This window comes from Pseudomonas sp. KnCO4, assembly GCF_045344305.1.
Taxonomy (GTDB): domain Bacteria; phylum Pseudomonadota; class Gammaproteobacteria; order Pseudomonadales; family Pseudomonadaceae; genus Aquipseudomonas; species Aquipseudomonas anuradhapurensis.
Genome location: NZ_CP174199.1, coordinates 5,135,397 through 5,152,292, shown reverse-complemented (window position 1 = coordinate 5,152,292; position 16,896 = coordinate 5,135,397). Strand labels below are relative to the sequence as shown.

At 63.7% G+C, this 16,896-nt stretch carries 13 protein-coding genes; 3 read left to right on the top strand and 10 right to left on the bottom strand.

Translation table 11 applies throughout. The features are described from left to right. The first annotated feature begins 77 nt into the window (after positions 1–77). Positions 78–353, top strand: coding sequence for a polyhydroxyalkanoic acid system family protein (locus ACJA3S_RS23790; protein ID WP_186672329.1), 276 nt, complete (start codon positions 78–80; stop codon positions 351–353). A gap of 31 nt (positions 354–384) precedes the next feature. Here ACJA3S_RS23790 and ACJA3S_RS23785 read toward each other — a convergent pair whose 3' ends face one another. Continuing rightward, positions 385–5,109, bottom strand: coding sequence for a hypothetical protein (locus ACJA3S_RS23785; RefSeq protein WP_406820202.1), 4,725 nt, complete (start codon positions 5,107–5,109; stop codon positions 385–387). Between the two features lie 183 nt (positions 5,110–5,292). Here ACJA3S_RS23785 and ACJA3S_RS23780 point away from each other — a divergent pair, with 183 nt between their 5' ends. Together ACJA3S_RS23780 and ACJA3S_RS23775 are read left to right on the top strand one after the other, a co-directional pair. Then, positions 5,293–5,712: a phasin family protein gene (locus tag ACJA3S_RS23780; protein ID WP_085621735.1), complete on the top strand. Its 420-nt coding sequence runs from the start codon at positions 5,293–5,295 to the stop codon at positions 5,710–5,712. Between the two features lie 10 nt (positions 5,713–5,722). Continuing rightward, positions 5,723–6,511 carry a phasin family protein gene (locus ACJA3S_RS23775; protein ID WP_406820201.1) on the top strand — a complete coding sequence of 263 codons (789 nt, stop codon included), beginning with the start codon at positions 5,723–5,725 and terminating at the stop codon, positions 6,509–6,511. A 121-nt stretch (positions 6,512–6,632) separates the two neighbouring features. On the opposite strand, the gene ACJA3S_RS23770 is transcribed toward ACJA3S_RS23775, so the two are convergent. The 9 genes from ACJA3S_RS23770 to ACJA3S_RS23730 form a co-directional block, all read right to left on the bottom strand. Then, positions 6,633–7,247 (bottom strand): TetR/AcrR family transcriptional regulator, encoded by a 615-nt coding sequence (locus ACJA3S_RS23770; RefSeq protein ID WP_170033208.1) that lies wholly within the window; start codon positions 7,245–7,247, stop codon positions 6,633–6,635. A gap of 13 nt (positions 7,248–7,260) precedes the next feature. Continuing rightward, on the bottom strand, positions 7,261–8,943 hold the full coding sequence (gene phaC, locus ACJA3S_RS23765; protein ID WP_406820200.1) for a class II poly(R)-hydroxyalkanoic acid synthase: 1,683 nt from the start codon (positions 8,941–8,943) through the stop codon (positions 7,261–7,263). A gap of 119 nt (positions 8,944–9,062) precedes the next feature. Continuing rightward, the gene (gene phaZ / locus ACJA3S_RS23760; RefSeq protein ID WP_406820199.1) at positions 9,063–9,914 is read right to left on the bottom strand and encodes a poly(3-hydroxyalkanoate) depolymerase; all 852 of its coding nucleotides are present in this window, start codon (positions 9,912–9,914) and stop codon (positions 9,063–9,065) included. Positions 9,915–9,974: 60 nt separating this feature from the next. After that, positions 9,975–11,654 carry a class II poly(R)-hydroxyalkanoic acid synthase gene (gene phaC / locus ACJA3S_RS23755; protein ID WP_406820198.1) on the bottom strand — a complete coding sequence of 560 codons (1,680 nt, stop codon included), beginning with the start codon at positions 11,652–11,654 and terminating at the stop codon, positions 9,975–9,977. Positions 11,655–11,924: 270 nt separating this feature from the next. Next, entirely contained in the window at positions 11,925–12,302 is a 378-nt protein-coding gene (locus ACJA3S_RS23750) for a gamma-butyrobetaine hydroxylase-like domain-containing protein (protein WP_406820197.1), read from the bottom strand. A gap of 163 nt (positions 12,303–12,465) precedes the next feature. Further along, positions 12,466–13,809: an ATP-dependent protease ATPase subunit HslU gene (gene hslU / locus ACJA3S_RS23745; RefSeq protein WP_015272084.1), complete on the bottom strand. Its 1,344-nt coding sequence runs from the start codon at positions 13,807–13,809 to the stop codon at positions 12,466–12,468. Between the two features lie 76 nt (positions 13,810–13,885). After that, entirely contained in the window at positions 13,886–14,416 is a 531-nt protein-coding gene (hslV, locus tag ACJA3S_RS23740; protein WP_025340909.1) for an ATP-dependent protease subunit HslV, read from the bottom strand. 196 nt (positions 14,417–14,612) lie between these two features. Further along, a complete protein-coding gene (locus ACJA3S_RS23735) occupies positions 14,613–15,884 on the bottom strand; it encodes a dihydroorotase (RefSeq protein ID WP_406820196.1) in 1,272 nt (423 codons plus the stop codon). Then, a complete protein-coding gene (locus tag ACJA3S_RS23730; RefSeq protein ID WP_170033196.1) occupies positions 15,881–16,885 on the bottom strand; it encodes an aspartate carbamoyltransferase catalytic subunit in 1,005 nt (334 codons plus the stop codon). The genes ACJA3S_RS23735 and ACJA3S_RS23730 overlap by 4 nt, the downstream gene beginning before the upstream one ends. Positions 16,886–16,896 lie beyond the last annotated feature (11 nt).

Here is a 16,896-nt window from a genome sequence, read left to right as displayed (position 1 = left end):
ATTTGTCTTGGCGGGGTGTGCCAGTGGGCAGGGGCGGGCATAATGCTGATTATGTCTTCATCTTCAGGAACACCTGCATGACTCAGATCAGCGTCGAACGTAAACATTCCCTCGGCCGCGATGCCGCCCGTGCCAAGGCCGAGGCGCTGGTAGACAGGCTGGTCCGGGAATACGACCTCAAGGCCACCTGGAACGGCGACCGGGTCGACGTGGCACGCAGCGGTGCCAACGGCAGCGTGCACATCGGCGAGGACAGCATCCGCGTGGAACTGAAGCTGGGCATGATGCTGTCGATGATGAGCGGCACCATCAAGGGCGAGATCGAGCGGGCACTGGACAAGGCCCTGGCCTGAGGCCAGGGCTGTCGACGGCAACGGCTGGCTGTCACTGGTCCGGGAACGGAATCAGGCCTTCCACCTGCTCCAGGCGCAAGTCGCCTCGGTAGATTTGCAAGCGTTCTGCCGCGCTGCTGGCTTCTTCCATCCGCGCATCACGGGCCTTGCCTCTCGGCTCCCAGAATTTCAGATGGCCTTTGGCAAAGCCGCGGGCCGGTGCATCCGCGCTCCGATAGTGGAAGTGCGCCTCCCAGAGCACCGCCTGCGGCGCCTGGACGTCCCTGATCTGGTACACGTCGAGATAGTCATCGGGCTTGCTCAGCGCCTTGCGTATCGTGCTCCGGGCAATTTGCAGGCGGTGCTGCTCGCTGAGGTAGCGTAACGCCCTGGCGTCCGGGTGACGGGTGTTCAGGTAGGCATCCGTGAGCAGGCGATGCTTTTCCGCCGTGAGCGCTTCAACGGCCTCGGTCAGTTGGTTGACCTGGTCGATGTCTTTTGGTTTGTCGCTGCTTGCCAGTTGCTGCGCAACCTCGCGCATGTCCTCTATCTGCCAGTCCATCAGGTCGGCCAGGCTGTTCGGCTCGTCGGTATAACGGGCGGCGATTGCCAGGCGTTTGTCCTTCTGTGCCAGCAGGCTGGCTGCACGGTGGCGCAGTTGGCTCGTGTCCGGTTGCGCGGGTGGCTGCTGAGCAGGTAGCTCGAACCATACGCCGTCCCGTTGTTCATACTTGCCGGCGGGCTGTTGAGTGAGCGGGTTGTGCTGGGTTGCCCGGTTGCCTTCCTGCGCTTGCTCTACCAGTACCGAGCGGCCGCGAGACGTGCGTATCACTGTGCGCCGGCCTGCCCTGACCTGGTGGGTGATACGCGCTGGTAGCGGCGGCGCGCTGGTGTCGATGCCGGCCAACGCTGTGCTCAGCTCGGTTTCGGTCAGGTGCACCAGGGTCTGGAGCTGCTCGACATAGTCCTCAAGCATGGCCGAGTCGATGGCGGGGTGCTGGAGCGATTGCAGGTACCAGGCTTTGCCCAGTACGGCTCGGTACTCGCGCAGTGCGTCGTTGAGAACGTCAGCCTGTTGCTGGTACGGCAGGTTGGCTGCGGCCAGGCCATCATGGCTCCATAGCATCGAGGACAACTGCGGGTCACAGAGGGCGTCTTGCAATGGCAGCAGTTCGGCTGCGGTTTCAGCGGTCAGCTGGCTTTTGTCCAGCGTCAGGTAGGCCATGTCGCTGAGGGCCTGCGCGCGTACGATCAGGGTTGAATAGGGGCGCCGCTTGATGGCTTGGTCGATTTTGCTTTTCTTGTGTTCGAAACGGACCCGGTTGTCGTCCAGGGCAAGCGGCAGTGTCTCGTCGAGCCGTTCGCTGACCACCAGAATACGCCGAGCGACATCGAGCGCATCGCGGGTTGCCTTGCGCATCTCGGCATACCGCGACAGCTGCTCCTGGCCCACCGGAAAATTGTGCAGACCACGGGAAAGCTCCCGCAGGCGCTCATGATTCGGTAGCTCGAACAGGCGCCGGAGCAGTAGCATGTCGTTGTCGATGACGGTTTCGGTCCACTCGCTGTAACTGCGTTCGATGCGGCCTGCGCGGTCGTATCTGGCAAAGCGCGGTTCCAGCATCTGTCGGAACGCATCGACGTTTTCTTTCAGCGCCGTGGCCTGCTTTTCCAGAAACAGGCTCACCCCCTTCAGGTCGAGCAAATGACGCTCGCGCAATGCCAGCAATTGCTGACGTTGCTTCTGGAGGTGTTCTGGCAGTGCGTTGCGCTGGGTTTCGGGAAGGGCCTGGTAAGCCTTGTTGAACGCTGCTGCCAGGTCATCATAGGGCTGCAGCTTCTGGCGGCTTTTCTCCATGAGGGGTTCCAGCCGGGATAATGCCGTTTGGTTCGCCTTGGTGGTGGCGAGCAACTGTTCGTATGCCTGGCGGTTGTGCGAGCGGACCTGTTCGGTATTGGGCATGCCGCCGGCCCCTGAGACGTTCAGTACCCATTCGTCATTCCAGCGGGTCAACCACGGGCCACGGCTACGTTCGCGTCCGACGATGTGGTAGCCATCATCGGCACCACCCCATTGCGCAACCCATTCGCTGCGGCTTTCGTCCGGGCCGATGATTTGAACGCCGCCCCAGGTCTGCTGCACTTCGAAGGCGATGTCGGCAAGTTTCACGTAGTACCGCTGGTCCACCAGGTACAGGCCGCGCAGCTGCCCCGTGGTCAATGGCGTATGGCCCTGCAGTGACTGCGTGGCCTGCAGCTTGCGCAGCGCCTGGAGCCCGTCCGGTGTCAGGTTGGCCAAGCGTTGATTGGCACTCCAGCTGTCTATCCTGATGGGCTTTGGTTTTGCCTCTGTCACGGGTTCGGCCCACGCTCGCTCCTTTATCGGTTCGGCCGCTTGCGCAGCTGCTGTGTTGCGCTCGGCAGGTTCGCTGAAGCGTACTGCCACAGGTGTTTCAGTTGCGGATGTGGCATGCGCCACGCGGTGGGCCAGCAACATCGCCAAGTTGCTCAGCAGGTCGGTGGCTGCCGCAATCCGCTCATCGCGACCGCCATCAGCCAGTGTGTCCAGGTCGTCCTTGGCCGCCGACAGCGCTGCAAACAGCCACGCCACGTTGGCCAACAGCCCGGACCAGAATACCGTTGCGCTATTGAACACCGCCCATGCAGCCTTTTTCGCCAGTGCCCATCGCTCCTGCGCGTTGGACACGCTGCGGGTGGATGCGACCTGCAGGATGGCTTCGACCCTGGCGTCAAGCAGGTGGCTGTCGAGGTTTTCTGTCCAGGCCTCGAACGAGGCATCCACCGGCCGCCTGAGGTTGTCCAGAGCGGTAGCTGTCAGCGCCGAGTTGACGCCGAACAGGTGCGCCAGGCTAGACAGCTTGGGGTGCAGGTGGGGGAAGTTGAAGCCATCGTTTTCATACACCTCGCGAGCTTCTTCATTCAGCCAGTGCAGGACACTGCGCTGCAGCTCGCCCTCTTTGCGGATAGCAACCATCAGCGACGCCAGGCTGGTGAATTCCTGCAGCGTCTGGTCGGCATAGAACGGTCGATACAGGATCCAGCTGTGCAGGCCCGGCAGTTCGATGACGAACATGCCATGCGCCCGATCGCTTGCCGAGGCGCCGGGCGCGCAGCGAAAGGCCAGTGGGGCGATACGCGGCTGTGCGAGGTTATCGCCAATACCTGCGCAGAAGTTCAACAGTGCCCGCCGAGCGTTTTCGCTGAGTTGCCCGCTGATACTGGCCTTGAGCACGCTGAAGCGCAGCCCGGAACGCCATTCCCAGGCGTACTGCCTGATCCGTTGCGCCCTGCGCGGCTGTACCTCGACCTGCTCCCGCAGAAAGCCCGGGTATGAGCCACCAATATCCACCTGGTGAATCAACTTGTGTACCTGATCGATGCTCAACCAGCTGTCAGCCGGGGCGCTGACCCGGGTCATGACTTCGTTCACCGGCAGGCGGGCGACAGCCAGGCTGGTCAGGCTCTCGTGGCGCAGGAACAGGTATTGCGGGTTTTGCGCAGGTGAGTTCGGGATCTGTTGGGCTACGCTGATCAACACCGTGTCGGGATCGTAGGCGGTGTTGTTGGGATAGGTAGCCTGAATCTGTTCGCGTAGCCGGCGGTTGGCATAGCGCTCGATGGTCTCGATATCGTCAAGTGAGGTCGCGCCCTCGCTGTGGCCTTGACGGGCGGTGAGATCAAGCAGAGCGGCGTGGTATTCGAAGCGGTCTGCGGCTGTCGCGCCGGCAAGCCAATCCGGCAGCTGGAGGGTGGGCAGGTTTTCGACCAGATTGGCCTGCTGCAGAAAGTGCAGTGATGGGTCGCTGACCCGTGCATAAGCATCTTCCATTTCACCGAGTGTCTGCAGGTGGCCAAGGTTCAGGCGGCGGATATCGTCGAGGACCACATTGAGCATTTGCCTGGCTTGGTAGGCAAACGGGTCGCCTTCCAGCGCGGTACGCGACCAGGTCAGGCGGTCGAAGTGATAACGATCAGCCATTTCGTCCTGTAAGGCGGCCGAGAATGCTGCCTGGTCCGGGTAGCTCCGAATGGTGCCGCAGGGTTTGCACCACAGCAGCTGGCGAGCACCGCGTGTCGTGCTCAGCAGCAGGTCTGGCACTGGCCGCTCGAAGGTCTGCCGGCCAACGCCGAACGCGAGCCGCATGGCGCTGATCGTGATGCCGGTTCGAGTGCCATCGAGCATGGCGTACAGCGTGGCTTTCGCATCTGCATCGAGGCCTTGGCGCTGCACATTGCCGAGCATTGCAGCCTTGATCAGCAGCTCAAGCCAATGCAGGCGGGATACCCCCGAAAGCGGGTCCAAGCCGCTCCAGTAACTGACCTGAGCCTGCTGAAACGCCTCTGTCAGGGTATCCAGAAGGCCATCGAGATCGCTGGACACCTTGTACATGTCCAAGGTTATCCCGGGCTGGGCAATGCTGTCGGCACCCTGTGGCTGGGCGAGGAAGACCTGTGGCGGGCTGATGCTCAACGCGTCCGAAGCCTTCAACTGCAGGTGTTTGCCGGTACGGAAGTGTTCCAGTAATGCATCCAGCAGCAAGGGTTGCCGGGCGGGTTCGTCTGGGCCGGCTGGGGCCTGGAGAATGTGGAAATCATCAAGCGATGCCAGCTGCGGATGATTGCTGCGGATATACGGGTAGCGGTCGACGAGGGCATTGAAGCCCTGCAGGGACAATACCTCGCGCAGGCCCGGGCGCTTGTCGAAGCAGCTTGCTACCCGTTGTCGGAAGGTGGCTATGGGGGTGGAATCGGTCATGGCATCGGGCTCCAGTCAAGTGGGGGCCCGGCAGGCTAGGCGATACGGCGTTCGCTGCTGCGGTAAATGTATGGGTACGCCGTGCAGCTTAGGGTGAGGTTTCTAATTTTTATCCCTACCTTGTGCTCAAGCCCAACCTCCATGGGCGGTTCCTCCTCCACTCATGAGCATGAGGTACAGAGCATGGCCAAGGTGACTGTGAAGAAAAAGGACGACGCCCCGGGTACGTTGGGCGAGGTACGTGGCTACGCGCGCAAGATCTGGCTGGCGGGTATCGGCGCCTATGCACGCGTGGGCCAGGAAGGCTCCGACTACTTCAACGAGCTGGTCAAGGCCGGTGAAGGTGTCGAGAAACGCGGCAAGAAGCGTATCGACAAACAACTGGATGCGGCCAACAACCAGATCGATGAAGCGACCCAGGCCGTTAGCCGCGTCCCTGGGCGGGTCGAAATTCAACTCGATAAAATCGAAAAAGCTTTCGACGCACGGGTAGGGCGCGCCTTGAATCGCCTGGGCATTCCGTCTAAACATGACGTTGAGGCGTTGTCCATCAAGCTTGAACAGCTGCATGAGCTGCTTGAGCGCGTCGCGCACAAACCATAAGGAGAGCAGGATGGCTGGCAAGAAGAACACCGAGAAAGAAGGCAGCTCCTGGGTCGGCGGGATCGAGAAGTACTCCCGCAAGATCTGGCTGGCGGGGCTGGGTATCTATTCGAAGATCGACCAGGACGGCCCGAAGCTGTTCGACTCGCTGGTGAAGGATGGCGAGAAGGCCGAGAAGCAGGCGAAGAAAACCGCTGAAGACGTGGCGGAAACCGCCAAGTCGTCGACCACCTCGCGCGTGTCTGGCGTCAAGGACCGTGCGCTGGGCAAGTGGAGCGAACTCGAAGAGGCTTTTGACAAGCGCCTGAACAGCGCCATCTCGCGCCTTGGCGTGCCGAGCCGCAACGAGATCAAGGCGCTGCACCAGCAGGTGGACAGCCTGACCAAGCAGATCGAGAAACTGACCGGTGCTTCGGTCACGCCGGTCTCGTCGCGTGCTGCCGCCAAGCCGGCCGCGAGCAAGGCCGCAGCCAAGCCACTGGCCAAGGCAGCAGCGGCCAAGCCAGCTGCCAAGACCGCGGCGGCCAAGCCGGCAGCGGCAAAGCCAGCAGCCAAGACGGCAGCGGCGAAACCTGCAGCCAAGCCAGCGGCAGCCAAGCCTGCGGCAAAACCGGCGGCAGCCAAGCCAGCGGCAGCGAAGAAGCCAGCAGTGAAAAAGGCAGCGGCGAAACCGGCAGCCGCGAAACCGGCAGCACCTGCTACCAGTGCTGCGCCAGCTGCAACCGCCGCCCCGGCACCTGCCGCCGCCCCGGCCAGCAGCACGCCGTCGGCAGCCAATGGCAGCGGTACCCTGATCTGATACCGCGCCACCTGCTTCGCGGGCTCGCCCGCTCCCACAAGTATCGCGCCGATCATCTGGTCAGCGCAGGCCGTGTGGGAGCGGGCTTGCCCGCGAAGGCCTTGGTGCCGAAACACCAGGCCTACCCCTCCAGATAGCGCACCGCCAACTGCTCTGCCGCCGCCCGCGCCTGGGCCTGCAGATGCGGCGCCACCAGCATCATCACCTGGTACACCACGATACCCACATCCCCCTCGCGCCCCAGCACGCGCTGATAGTCCAGCGAGAACATCAGGGTCAGGGTGATCTGCTCCACCAGTTGCCCCAGCGCCTGGGTCTCGCTTTCCACCTGCCCCTGGCCCTTGAGGCTGGCCAGCAACGCTGCCAGCGTACGCTTGAGCGCGTTGATCAGGCTGCGCATGCCGCGCGCCAGCTTGGGCAGGCGCCCGGTCAGGTTCGACAGGTCCTGGAACAGGAACCGGTATTGCGCCATGTGTTCGACAATCAGGTGCAGGAACAGCCAGTAGTCTTCGGCGTCCAGGCGCACCTCGAGCGGTGGGTCGAGCAAAGGCATCAACGCCTCTTCGAAGCGCTCGAACAGGCCCAGGACCAAGGGCTCCTTGCCGTGGAAGTGGTAATACAGGTTGCCTGGGCTGATGCCCAGTTCGTTGGCAATTTCCAGGGTGGAAACGTTCGGCTCACCTTGCTGGTTGAACAGTTGCAAGGCGCATTCGAGGATTCGGTCGCGAGTCTTCATCCCGGCGGCATGCTCAGCGGGTCATCACGTAGGTACCCGGTGCGGGCCCCAGCGGTGGGTAGGTGGCATTGCCCAGCTCGCTGCGCGGTGCCTTGAGCGGGCCGGAGCGCGGGGTGATCCAGTCCAGCCACAATGGCCACCAGCTGCCTTCGCTGCGCTTGGCATCGTGGAACCAGGCGCGCGGGTCGCCGGGCAGCTTGGGGTTCGCCAGGTAGTAGGCCTTGGGGTTGCCCGGCGGGTTGATGATGCTCTGGATGTGCCCGCTGTTGGCCAGCACGAAGCGCCGGTCGCCGCCCAGCAGCAAGGCCGAGCGGTACACCGCGTCCCACGGGGTGATGTGGTCGTTGCTGCCGGCTACGGTGAAACTGTCCAGGTCGACCTGGTGCAGGTCGATGGGCGTACCGCACACCTCCAGACCGGCCGGGTGGGTCAGCGGGTTGAGCTTGAAGAAGTCCAGCAGGTCGCCATGCAGCGCAGCGGGCAGCCGCGTGCTGTCAGTGTTCCAGTAGAGGATGTCGAAGGCCGGTGGCGTCTTGCCGAGCAGATAGTTGTTGACCCAGTAGTTCCAGATCAGGTCGTTGGGCCGCATCCAGGCGAATATCCGTGCCACCTCTGCGCCGTCCAGCACGCCACGCTGGTAGGAGCGGCGCTTGGCGGCCTCGATGGTCTGCTCGTCGGCGAACAGGCTGGCGGGGCTCTCGAACTTGCTGTCCAGCAGGCTGACCAGGTAGGTGGCGCTGCGCACCCGGCGCAGCTGGTGCCTGGCCTGCAGGTGGCCTTGCAGCGCGGCCATGGTCAGGCCGCCGGCGCAGGCGCCCATCAGGTTGGGGTCGCGATTGCCGCTGATGCTGCGGCAGGCGTTGAGCGCCTCCTCCAGCGCTTGCACGTAGCTGGACAAGCCCCATTCGCGATGGCGCGGGTCGGGGTTGCGCCAGCTGATCATGAATACCTGCAGGCCGCTCTTGAGCATGTATTGCACGAAGCTGTTGGTCGGGCTCAGGTCGAAGATATAGAACTTGTTGATTTGCGGCGGCACCACCAGCAGCGGGCGTGCATGTTGTTTTTCGCTCATCGGCTTGTACTGGATCAGCTCCAGCAAGTCGTTGCGAAACACCACCGCGCCAGGTGTGGCGGCCAGGTTGCGGCCCACCTCGAAGGCGCGCTCGTCCACCTGGCGGGGCAGGCCGTCGTTGTGGCGCAGGTCGTCGAGCAGGTGGGCCACGCCGCGGACCAGGCTCTGCCCGCCGGTATTGAACAGCTCCTTGACCGCCAGCGGGTTGAGCAGCGAGTTGCTGGGTGCCAGGGCGTCGTTGATCAGATTGAACAGAAAGTGCGCCCGCGCCCGGTCATCGTCGTCCAGGTAGCTTTCCTCGATCCACAGGCGGGTCTGCTTCTGCCAGGCCAGATAAGCCTGCAGGCCGCGGCGGTAGAACGGATTCTGGCTCCAGGTAGGATCGTTGAAGCGTGGGTCGCGCGGGTTCGGCTGGTGAGGCGTGTCGCCCAGCAGTACGCGACCCAGTTGGCCGCCCAGGGCCAATAGATGATGGGCGGTATGCAGCGGGTGGCGCAGGCCATGGCGGCTGACATTGCGCAACGTCGACAACAGGTCACGCCCGCGCAGGCCGAGGATGGCGTTCTGCACATTCATGCGGGTGGCGGGAAGCGTTGGCGTTCCTTTGGCCGGTTTGTCTTTCATGGCAACACTCCCTCGTCTGAGCCGTTTCGCTGTCGATACCTTCGCGGGCATGCCCGCTCCCACAGGTTCAGCGCCGTCCCAGTGGGAGCGGGCGCGCCCGCGAACAAGGCCGCATCGATCTACCCGCCCGAAGCCGGGCGAGGGTGCATGACGGCGCGCTGTCGTTCTTGCTGAAGGAAACCCATGATGATCGGGGCGATGGCCTCGGCTCGGGTGATCAGGAACAGATGACCGTCGTCGATAATGTGTAGCTGGGCATTGGGAATCCGCCAGGCCAACAGGCGCATGTTGATCAGCGGGATCAGCGGGTCGTCGTCACCGGCCAGTACCAGGGTTGGCTGCTGGATCTTGTGCAGCCAGTGGATGCTGGTCCAGCCAAGCCCGGCGAACAGTTGCCAGTAGTAACCCATCTTGCCCCCGGAACGCACCTTGGCGGCATGCTGCATGGCCAGGTCTGGATCACGCCGGAAGCCACCGCCATAGATCAGCGGCGCAATGCGGATAACGTGCGACGGTTGTACGTAGCGACGCGGGCTGGCCATCATCCACAGCACCTTGGGCTTGCCTGGCACCATCACGGCACCGGCGGCGGTGGCGGCGAGCACCAGCTTCTTGCAGCGCTCGGGGTAGTCGTGGGCGAACTGTTGGGCCAGGGCGCCGCCCCAGGACACGCCGATGACGTTGACCTGGCCGTAATCGAGGTAATCCAGCATCCGTGCCGTGAGCTTGGCCAGCCCGGGGAACCGGTACGGGTGGCGAGGCGTTGACGAACCACCGACCCCGGGTACATCGAAGGCGATGACTTCCAGGTCCGGATCCAGTGCTTCGATGAACGGGAACACCAGCTCCAGGTTGGCGCCGATACCGTTGAAGATCAGCAACGGCGTCAGGTGCGGCTTGCCCGGGCGGACGGCGGTACGGATGGACTGGTTATCCAGCTCTACAGTCCTGAAGATATAGGGTTGCGGCATGCGCATGACTCTTGGGTGAATGAACACCGTGGCGCCCGCAGGTGGCCACGGCGCTGCAGCTCAACGCTCGTGAACGTAGGTCCCCGGGGCGGCCTCTCCGGCGGCGTAGGCCCGGTTGCCCAGGCGCGTCGGCGCCTTCTTCAGCTCACCGGCCCGCTCGGCCAGCCAGCTTTGCCAGTGCAGCCACCATGAGTCGGCATGCTTGGTGGCATTTTCCTGCCAGGCCAGCGGGTCACCCGGGCGGTCGGCACCGGTCATGAAGCGCGCCTTGGGGTTGCCCGGCGGGTTGAGGATGCTCTGGATATGCCCGCTGTTGGATAACACGAATTCGATCTTGCCGCCGAACAGGTGCGCCGAGCGGTAGCACGACTGCCACGGGGTGATGTGGTCAGCGGTGCCGGCCACGCTGAAGATGTCGCATTGCACCTGCTTCAGGTCGATCGGTGTGCCACACACTTCCAGGGCATTGGGGCGGGTCAGCGGGTTGCTCTTGAACATTTCGATCAGGTCGCCATGGAAGGCGGCCGGCAGGCGCGTGGTGTCGTTGTTCCAGAACAGGATGTCGAACACCGGCGGCTCGTTGCCAAGCAGGTAGTTGTTGACCCAGTAGTTCCAGATCAGGTCGTTGGGGCGCATCCAGGCGAACACCTTGGCCATCTCGCTGCCTTCGAGCACGCCGGCCTGGTAGGAGTGGCGCTTGGCGGCCTCCAGGGTCTGCTCGTCGACGAACAGCGCCACCTGGGTATCCACGGTGGTGTCCAGCACGCTTACCAGCAAGGTCAGGGCATTGACCTTGTTCTCGCCAAGGGCGGCATAGTGGCCCACCAGCGCGGTGCAGGTAATACCGCCGGAACAGGCGCCGAGCATGTTCAGGTCCTTGCTGCCGGTAATCGCCAGCACTGCGTCGACGGCTTCCTTGAGCGCATCGATATAGGTCGACAGGCCCCATTCGCGCTGGGCCTTGGTCGGGTTGCGCCAGCTGATGATGAAGGTCTGTTGCTGCGAGCGCAGGCAATGGCGCACCAAGCTCTTTTCCGGGCTCAGGTCGAACACGTAGAACTTGTTGATCTGCGGCGGCACCACCAGCAGCGGGCGGGTGTGTACCTGCTCGGTGATCGGGTTGTATTGGATCAGCTCCAGCACATCGTTGCGGTACACCACGGCACCTTCGCTGGTGCCCAGGTTCTTGCCCACTTCGAAGGCATCCATGTTCACCTGGCTGGGCATGCCACCGTTGTTGACCAGGTCCTTGGCCAGGTTGGACAGGCCGTCCAGCAGGCTCTTGCCGCCGGTTTCGAAGAAGCGCTTGACCGCCGCGGGGTTGGACAGGGTATTGGTCGGCGCCATGGCCTCGGTCATCAGGTTGATGACGAACTGGCCGCGGCTGATGTCCTGGGGCGACAGGTCGCTGCTGCCGATCCAGTCCTGCAGCTCCTTGCGCCAGGCCAGGTAGGTCTGCAGGTAGCGGCGGTAGAGCGGGTTGTGGCTCCAGGCCGGGTCGTTGAAGCGACGATCATCGCTTTCCGGGGCCAGGCTGGATTTGCCCAGCAGCACATTCTTCAGCTCCAGGCCGAAGTGGGCCACATGCTTGGCGCTGTGCAGCGGTTGGCGCACGGCCTGGCGCAGCACGGTACGTGCCGAACTCAACAGGTCCTTGCGACGAATACCGATGACCGGGTTCAGCCCCAGGGTGTTTTCCGAGGCTTGCCGCTGCAGCTCATCGTTGTTCTTGTTACTCATCTACGACGCTCCGTTGTCCTGAGACGAGTACCGGTTTGCTGTGACGGGTGCACAGTGCTGAGCCCGGTACTGCTACTCGGGTGACCAGTGATAAGGAACAGCGGTGCTGCGAGGGTGCTGATTACCTGCAAGGTGATGCAGTTAACTTGCCACTCCCCATTGGTTACCCGACTTTCATGTAATGCGCAAGACAGCCCTTCATTGGGCTGTCTGTAGGGCATTCAAACAGATGATTTTAGAAAATGCGCTCTAAACCCCAGGGCCCTTGCGCTAGAGCATCAGTTTGACCACCGACTCGGCGGGGTCGCGGGATTTGCCGGCCTTGTGCAGCTCGTCGAGGTACTCGGCCCACAGTTGTTCCTGGCGCAGGCACAGCTGTTCGAGGTATTCCCAGGTGAACAGGCCGCTGTCATGGCCGTCGTCGAAGATCAGTTTCAGTGCATATTGGCCGGCAGGCTCCAGGCCATTGAGGCCGACGTTGATCTTGCCGAACTGCAGGATGGGGTTGCCGTGGCCCTGGACCTCGGCGGAGGGGGAGTGCACGCGCAGGAATTCGGCGGGCAGGTGGTAGACCTCGCCGGGGGCGTAGGTGAGGCTGAGGGTTTTCGAGGCTTTGTGCAGGTTGATGGCGGTGGGCAGGCGGGCCATGGGCAGAATCTCTCGGGAGCTGATGAAGCAAGCTTCCAGCTTATGATGGAGGGATTCAAGGGCCTCTTCGCGGGCACGCCCGCTGCCACAGGATCATCACATGCTTTGGGTCTGTGGTGAGCCTGTGGGAGCGGGCGTGCCCGCGAAGCAGTCGACGCCGTTTTTACAGGATGTAACGCGACAGGTCTTCGTTCTGCGCCAGCTCACCCAGGTGGCTGTTCACATACGCCGCGTCGATCTGGATCGGCGCTTCGTCATGGGTGCTGGCCAGGTCGCCGGCACTGAACGACACCTCTTCGAGCAAACGCTCGAGCAAGGTGTGCAGGCGGCGGGCACCGATGTTCTCGGTCTTCTCGTTGACCTGGTAGGCAATTTCGGCCAGGCGCTTGATGCCGTCGGCGAGGAACTCGATGTTCAGGCCTTCGGTCTTGAGCAGGGCCTGGTACTGTTCGGTCAGCGACGCGTGCGGTTCCTGCAGGATACGCTCGAAGTCTTCCGGGGTCAGGGCCTTGAGTTCCACGCGGATCGGCAGGCGGCCTTGCAGCTCGGGCACCAGGTCGCTCGGCTTGCTCAGGTGGAACGCACCCGAGGCAATGAACAGGATGTGGTCGGTCTTGACCATGCCCAGCTTGGTATTGACGGTGCAGCCTTCGATCAGTGGCAGCAGGTCACGCTGCACGCCTTCGCGGGACACGTCGGCGCCGCCAACGTTGCCGCGCTTGGCAACCTTGTCGATTTCGTCGATGAACACGATGCCGTGCTGCTCGACCGCTTCCAGGGCTTTGGCCTTGAGTTCTTCCTCGTTGACCAGGCGGCTCGCTTCTTCATCGCGAACCATCTTCAGCGCTTCCTTGACCTTCAGCTTGCGGGCCTTGCGCTTGCCTTTGCCCATGTTGGCAAACAGGCTCTGCAGCTGGTTGGTCATTTCTTCCATGCCGGGCGGCGCGGCAATTTCCACGCCTACGGCATCGGCCACTTCGATCTCGATTTCCTTGTCGTCCAGCTGGCCTTCGCGCAGGCGCTTGCGGAACAGCTGGCGGGTGTTGGAATCGGTGCTGGTCTGCGCGGCTTCCTCGGCAAAGCTGCTGACCCGCGCCTGCGGCAACAGGGCATCGAGGATGCGATCTTCGGCGGCGTCTTCGGCGCGGTGGCGCACGCGGATGATTTCTTGCTCACGGAGCATTTTCAGCGCGGCATCGGCCAGGTCGCGGATGATCGACTCGACGTCGCGGCCGACGTAGCCCACCTCGGTGAACTTGGTGGCTTCGACCTTGAGAAACGGCGCGTTGGCCAGCTTGGCCAGGCGGCGGGCGATTTCGGTCTTGCCGACGCCGGTAGGGCCGATCATCAGGATGTTCTTCGGCGTCACTTCGGCACGCAGTTCGGCAGGCAGCTGCATGCGCCGCCAGCGGTTGCGCAGGGCAATGGCCACGGCGCGCTTGGCGTCATCCTGGCCGATGATGTGGCGGTTGAGTTCGTGGACGATCTCGCGGGGGGTCATGGACATGATCAGTTGGGGCCTTGGGCAGATGAGTCAGCGTGGAAAAGCCCCCGCACCGGGCGGGGGCGCCAGAACAGCTGAATCACTCGGCCAGGTCCTGCTCCTCGATGGTCAGGTTGTGGTTGGTGAAGACGCAGATGTCGCCAGCGATGTTCAGGGCGGTCTCGGCGATTTCCCGGGCGGAAAGGTCGGTCTTGTTCAGCAGGGCGCGTGCAGCGGCCTGGGCGTATGCACCGCCGGAACCCATGGCGATCAGGCCGTCTTCGGGTTCGACCACGTCGCCGTTGCCGGTAATGATCAGCGAAGCATCCTTGTTGGCTACCGCCAGCATGGCTTCCAGGCGGCTCAGGGAACGGTCGGTACGCCATTCCTTGGCCAGTTCGACGGCAGCACGGACCAAGTGACCCTGGTGTTTTTCCAGCTGGCCTTCGAAGCGCTCGAACAGGGTGAACGCATCGGCGGTGGCGCCGGCGAAGCCCGCGATGACCTGGCCGTGGTACAGGCGCCGCACCTTCTTGGCGTTGCCTTTCATCACGGTGTTGCCGAGGGATACCTGGCCGTCGCCGCCCATGACGACTTTGCCATTACGGCGGACAGAAACGATGGTGGTCAAGGGGAGAGTCTCCACGCAGCGGGGCGAAAGTGCCTGATGCAGACTCATATGGGGGTGGGGGGAAGGATTTCAACCGTAGGGGATGAATGGTCGCGCTTGGCAGGGGGCACCGTGCAAGGGCATTCGCGGGCATGCCCGCTCCCACAGGAGACAGTGATCTGCTGTGGGAGCGGGCATGCCCGCGAATGGCTTTTACTCAGGCCTCGTGGCAGACATGCCCGTCGACCAAGGTATAACGCACCGCGCCCGGCAGGCAGTGGCCGATGAACGGGCAGTTCTCGCCACGCGAGAACCACTGCTCGCCAGCCACGGTCGAGGCTTGCGGGTCGAACAGCACCAGGTCGGCGGCGCCGCCCACCTTCAGCTCACCGGCCGGCAGGCGCAGGGCCGCTGCCGGGCCGCTGCTCAGGCGTGCCAGCAGGGTCGGCAGGTCGAGCAGGCCGTCTTGCACCAAGGTCATGGCCAGTGGCAGCAGCAGCTCGACGCTGCTGATGCCAGGCTCGGTCGCCCCGAACGGGGCCAGCTTGGCGTCGCGCTCGTGTGGCTGGTGGTGGCTGGAAATCGCCTGGATCACCCCCGACTTCACCGCCTCGCGCAGGCCGTCACGGTCGGCGGCGGTGCGCAGCGGTGGTTGCACGTGGTAGAGGCTGGAGAATTCACGCAGCGATTCGTCGGTGAGGATCAGCTGATACAACGCGACATCGGCAGTGACCGGCAGGCCCAGGGCCTGGGCTTGGGCGATCAGCCGCGCGCCGCGGGCGCTGGTGATCTGGCTGAAGTGCGCACGTACGCCAGTCTGCTCCACCAGCAGCAGGTTGCGCGCCAGGGCCACGGTCTCGGCGGTTTCCGGGATGCCCGGCAGGCCAAGGAAGCTGGCCATGGCACCTTCATGGGCCAGGCCGCCCTGGGCCAGGTCGCGGTCCTGGGAGTGGAACACCACGGTCAGGTCGAAGGTGGCAGCGTATTCCAGGGCGCGCGCCAGGGTACGGTTGTTGGGGATTTCCTTGAGGCCGTTGCCGAAGGCCACGCAGCCGGTGTCGCGCAGGGCCACCAGTTCGGCCAGCTGCTCGCCTTCCAGGCCCTTGGTCAGGGCACCGATCGGGTAGACCTTGCTGTTGGCGGCCTCGCGGGCGCGGTCAAGGATCAGCTCGGCCACCGCCGAGGTGTCCAGCACCGGCTTGGTCTGCGGTGGGCAGCACAGGCTGGTGACGCCGCCGGCCACGGCAGCACGGGTTTCACTGGCGATGTTGCCCTTGCGGCTGTAGCCAGGCTCGCGCAGCGACACGCCAAGGTCTACCAGGCCTGGTGCGGCGACCAGGCCGGCGGCGTGGATCGTGCGGCTGGCGCTGAACCCGGCCGGGGCGGCGCCGATGGCGGCAATGCGGCCGCCGTCGAGGTGCAGGTCGGTGACCTGGTCGAGGCCACTGTTCGGGTCGATGACCCGGGCGCCGAGAATACTGACGGTCACTGGGCGTTCTCCTGGTCGAATTGACGTTGCGCGTTCTGCCCGCTCATGGCCATGGACAACACGGCCATGCGCACGGCGATGCCGTAGGTGACCTGGTTGAGGATCACCGAATGCTTGCCGTCGGCCACCGCCGACTCGATTTCCACGCCGCGGTTGATCGGGCCGGGGTGCATGACGATGGCGTCGGGCTTGGCGCCGGCCAGGCGCGCGGTAGTCAGGCCGAACAGGCGGTAGAACTCGCCTTCGCTGGGCAGCAGGCCGCCGGCCATGCGCTCACGCTGCAGGCGCAGCATGATCACCACGTCGACGTCTTTCAGGCCTGCGGCGAGGTCGGTGTAGACCTTCACCCCGTACTGCTCGATGCCAACGGGAATCAGGGTTTTCGGGCCGACCACGCGGATGTCCGGGCAGCCCAGCGCCTTCAGCGCGAGCATGTCGGAGCGGGCTACGCGCGAGTGCAGGATGTCACCGACGATGGCCACCGACAGGTTCTCGAAGCTGCCCTTGTGGCGACGAATGGTGAGCATGTCGAGCATGCCCTGGGTTGGGTGCGCATGGCGGCCGTCACCGCCGTTGATCACCGCAACTTCGGGGCACACGTGCTCGGCGATGAAGTGCGCGGCGCCGGAGTCCGAATGGCGTACCACAAACATGTCGGCGGCCATGGCTTCGAGGTTGCGCAGGGTGTCGAACAGGGTTTCGCCCTTGCTGGTCGAGGAAGTCGACACGTTCAGGCTGATCACGTCGGCCGACAGGCGCTGGGCTGCCAGTTCGAAGGTGGTACGGGTACGGGTCGAGTTCTCGAAGAACACGTTGCACACGGTCTTGCCGCGCAGCAACGGGACTTTCTTCACGGCCCGGGCACCGACTTCGAGGAAGGAGTCGGCGGTGTCGAGGATCTCGGTGAGCAGTTCGCGGGGCAAACCGTCGAGCGAGAGGAAGTGGCGCAGCTGGCCCTGATCATTGAGCTGCAGCGGGCGCTTGGCGTCGATTGGCGTCATCGCGAGGGGAC

Bases quoted from the DNA above. Each gene is read 5' to 3' on its own strand.
- ACJA3S_RS23790 (WP_186672329.1), top strand. From the start codon at position 78: ATGACTCAGATCAGCGTCGAACGTAAACATTCCCTCGGCCGCGATGCC.
- ACJA3S_RS23785 (WP_406820202.1), bottom strand. From the start codon at position 5,109: ATGACCGATTCCACCCCCATAGCCACCTTCCGACAACGGGTAGCAAGC.
- ACJA3S_RS23780 (WP_085621735.1), top strand. From the start codon at position 5,293: ATGGCCAAGGTGACTGTGAAGAAAAAGGACGACGCCCCGGGTACGTTG.
- ACJA3S_RS23775 (WP_406820201.1), top strand. From the start codon at position 5,723: ATGGCTGGCAAGAAGAACACCGAGAAAGAAGGCAGCTCCTGGGTCGGC.
- ACJA3S_RS23770 (WP_170033208.1), bottom strand. From the start codon at position 7,247: ATGAAGACTCGCGACCGAATCCTCGAATGCGCCTTGCAACTGTTCAAC.
- phaC (WP_406820200.1), bottom strand. From the start codon at position 8,943: ATGAAAGACAAACCGGCCAAAGGAACGCCAACGCTTCCCGCCACCCGC.
- phaZ (WP_406820199.1), bottom strand. From the start codon at position 9,914: ATGCCGCAACCCTATATCTTCAGGACTGTAGAGCTGGATAACCAGTCC.
- phaC (WP_406820198.1), bottom strand. From the start codon at position 11,654: ATGAGTAACAAGAACAACGATGAGCTGCAGCGGCAAGCCTCGGAAAAC.
- ACJA3S_RS23750 (WP_406820197.1), bottom strand. From the start codon at position 12,302: ATGGCCCGCCTGCCCACCGCCATCAACCTGCACAAAGCCTCGAAAACC.
- hslU (WP_015272084.1), bottom strand. From the start codon at position 13,809: ATGTCCATGACCCCCCGCGAGATCGTCCACGAACTCAACCGCCACATC.
- ACJA3S_RS23730 (WP_170033196.1), bottom strand. From the start codon at position 16,885: ATGACGCCAATCGACGCCAAGCGCCCGCTGCAGCTCAATGATCAGGGC.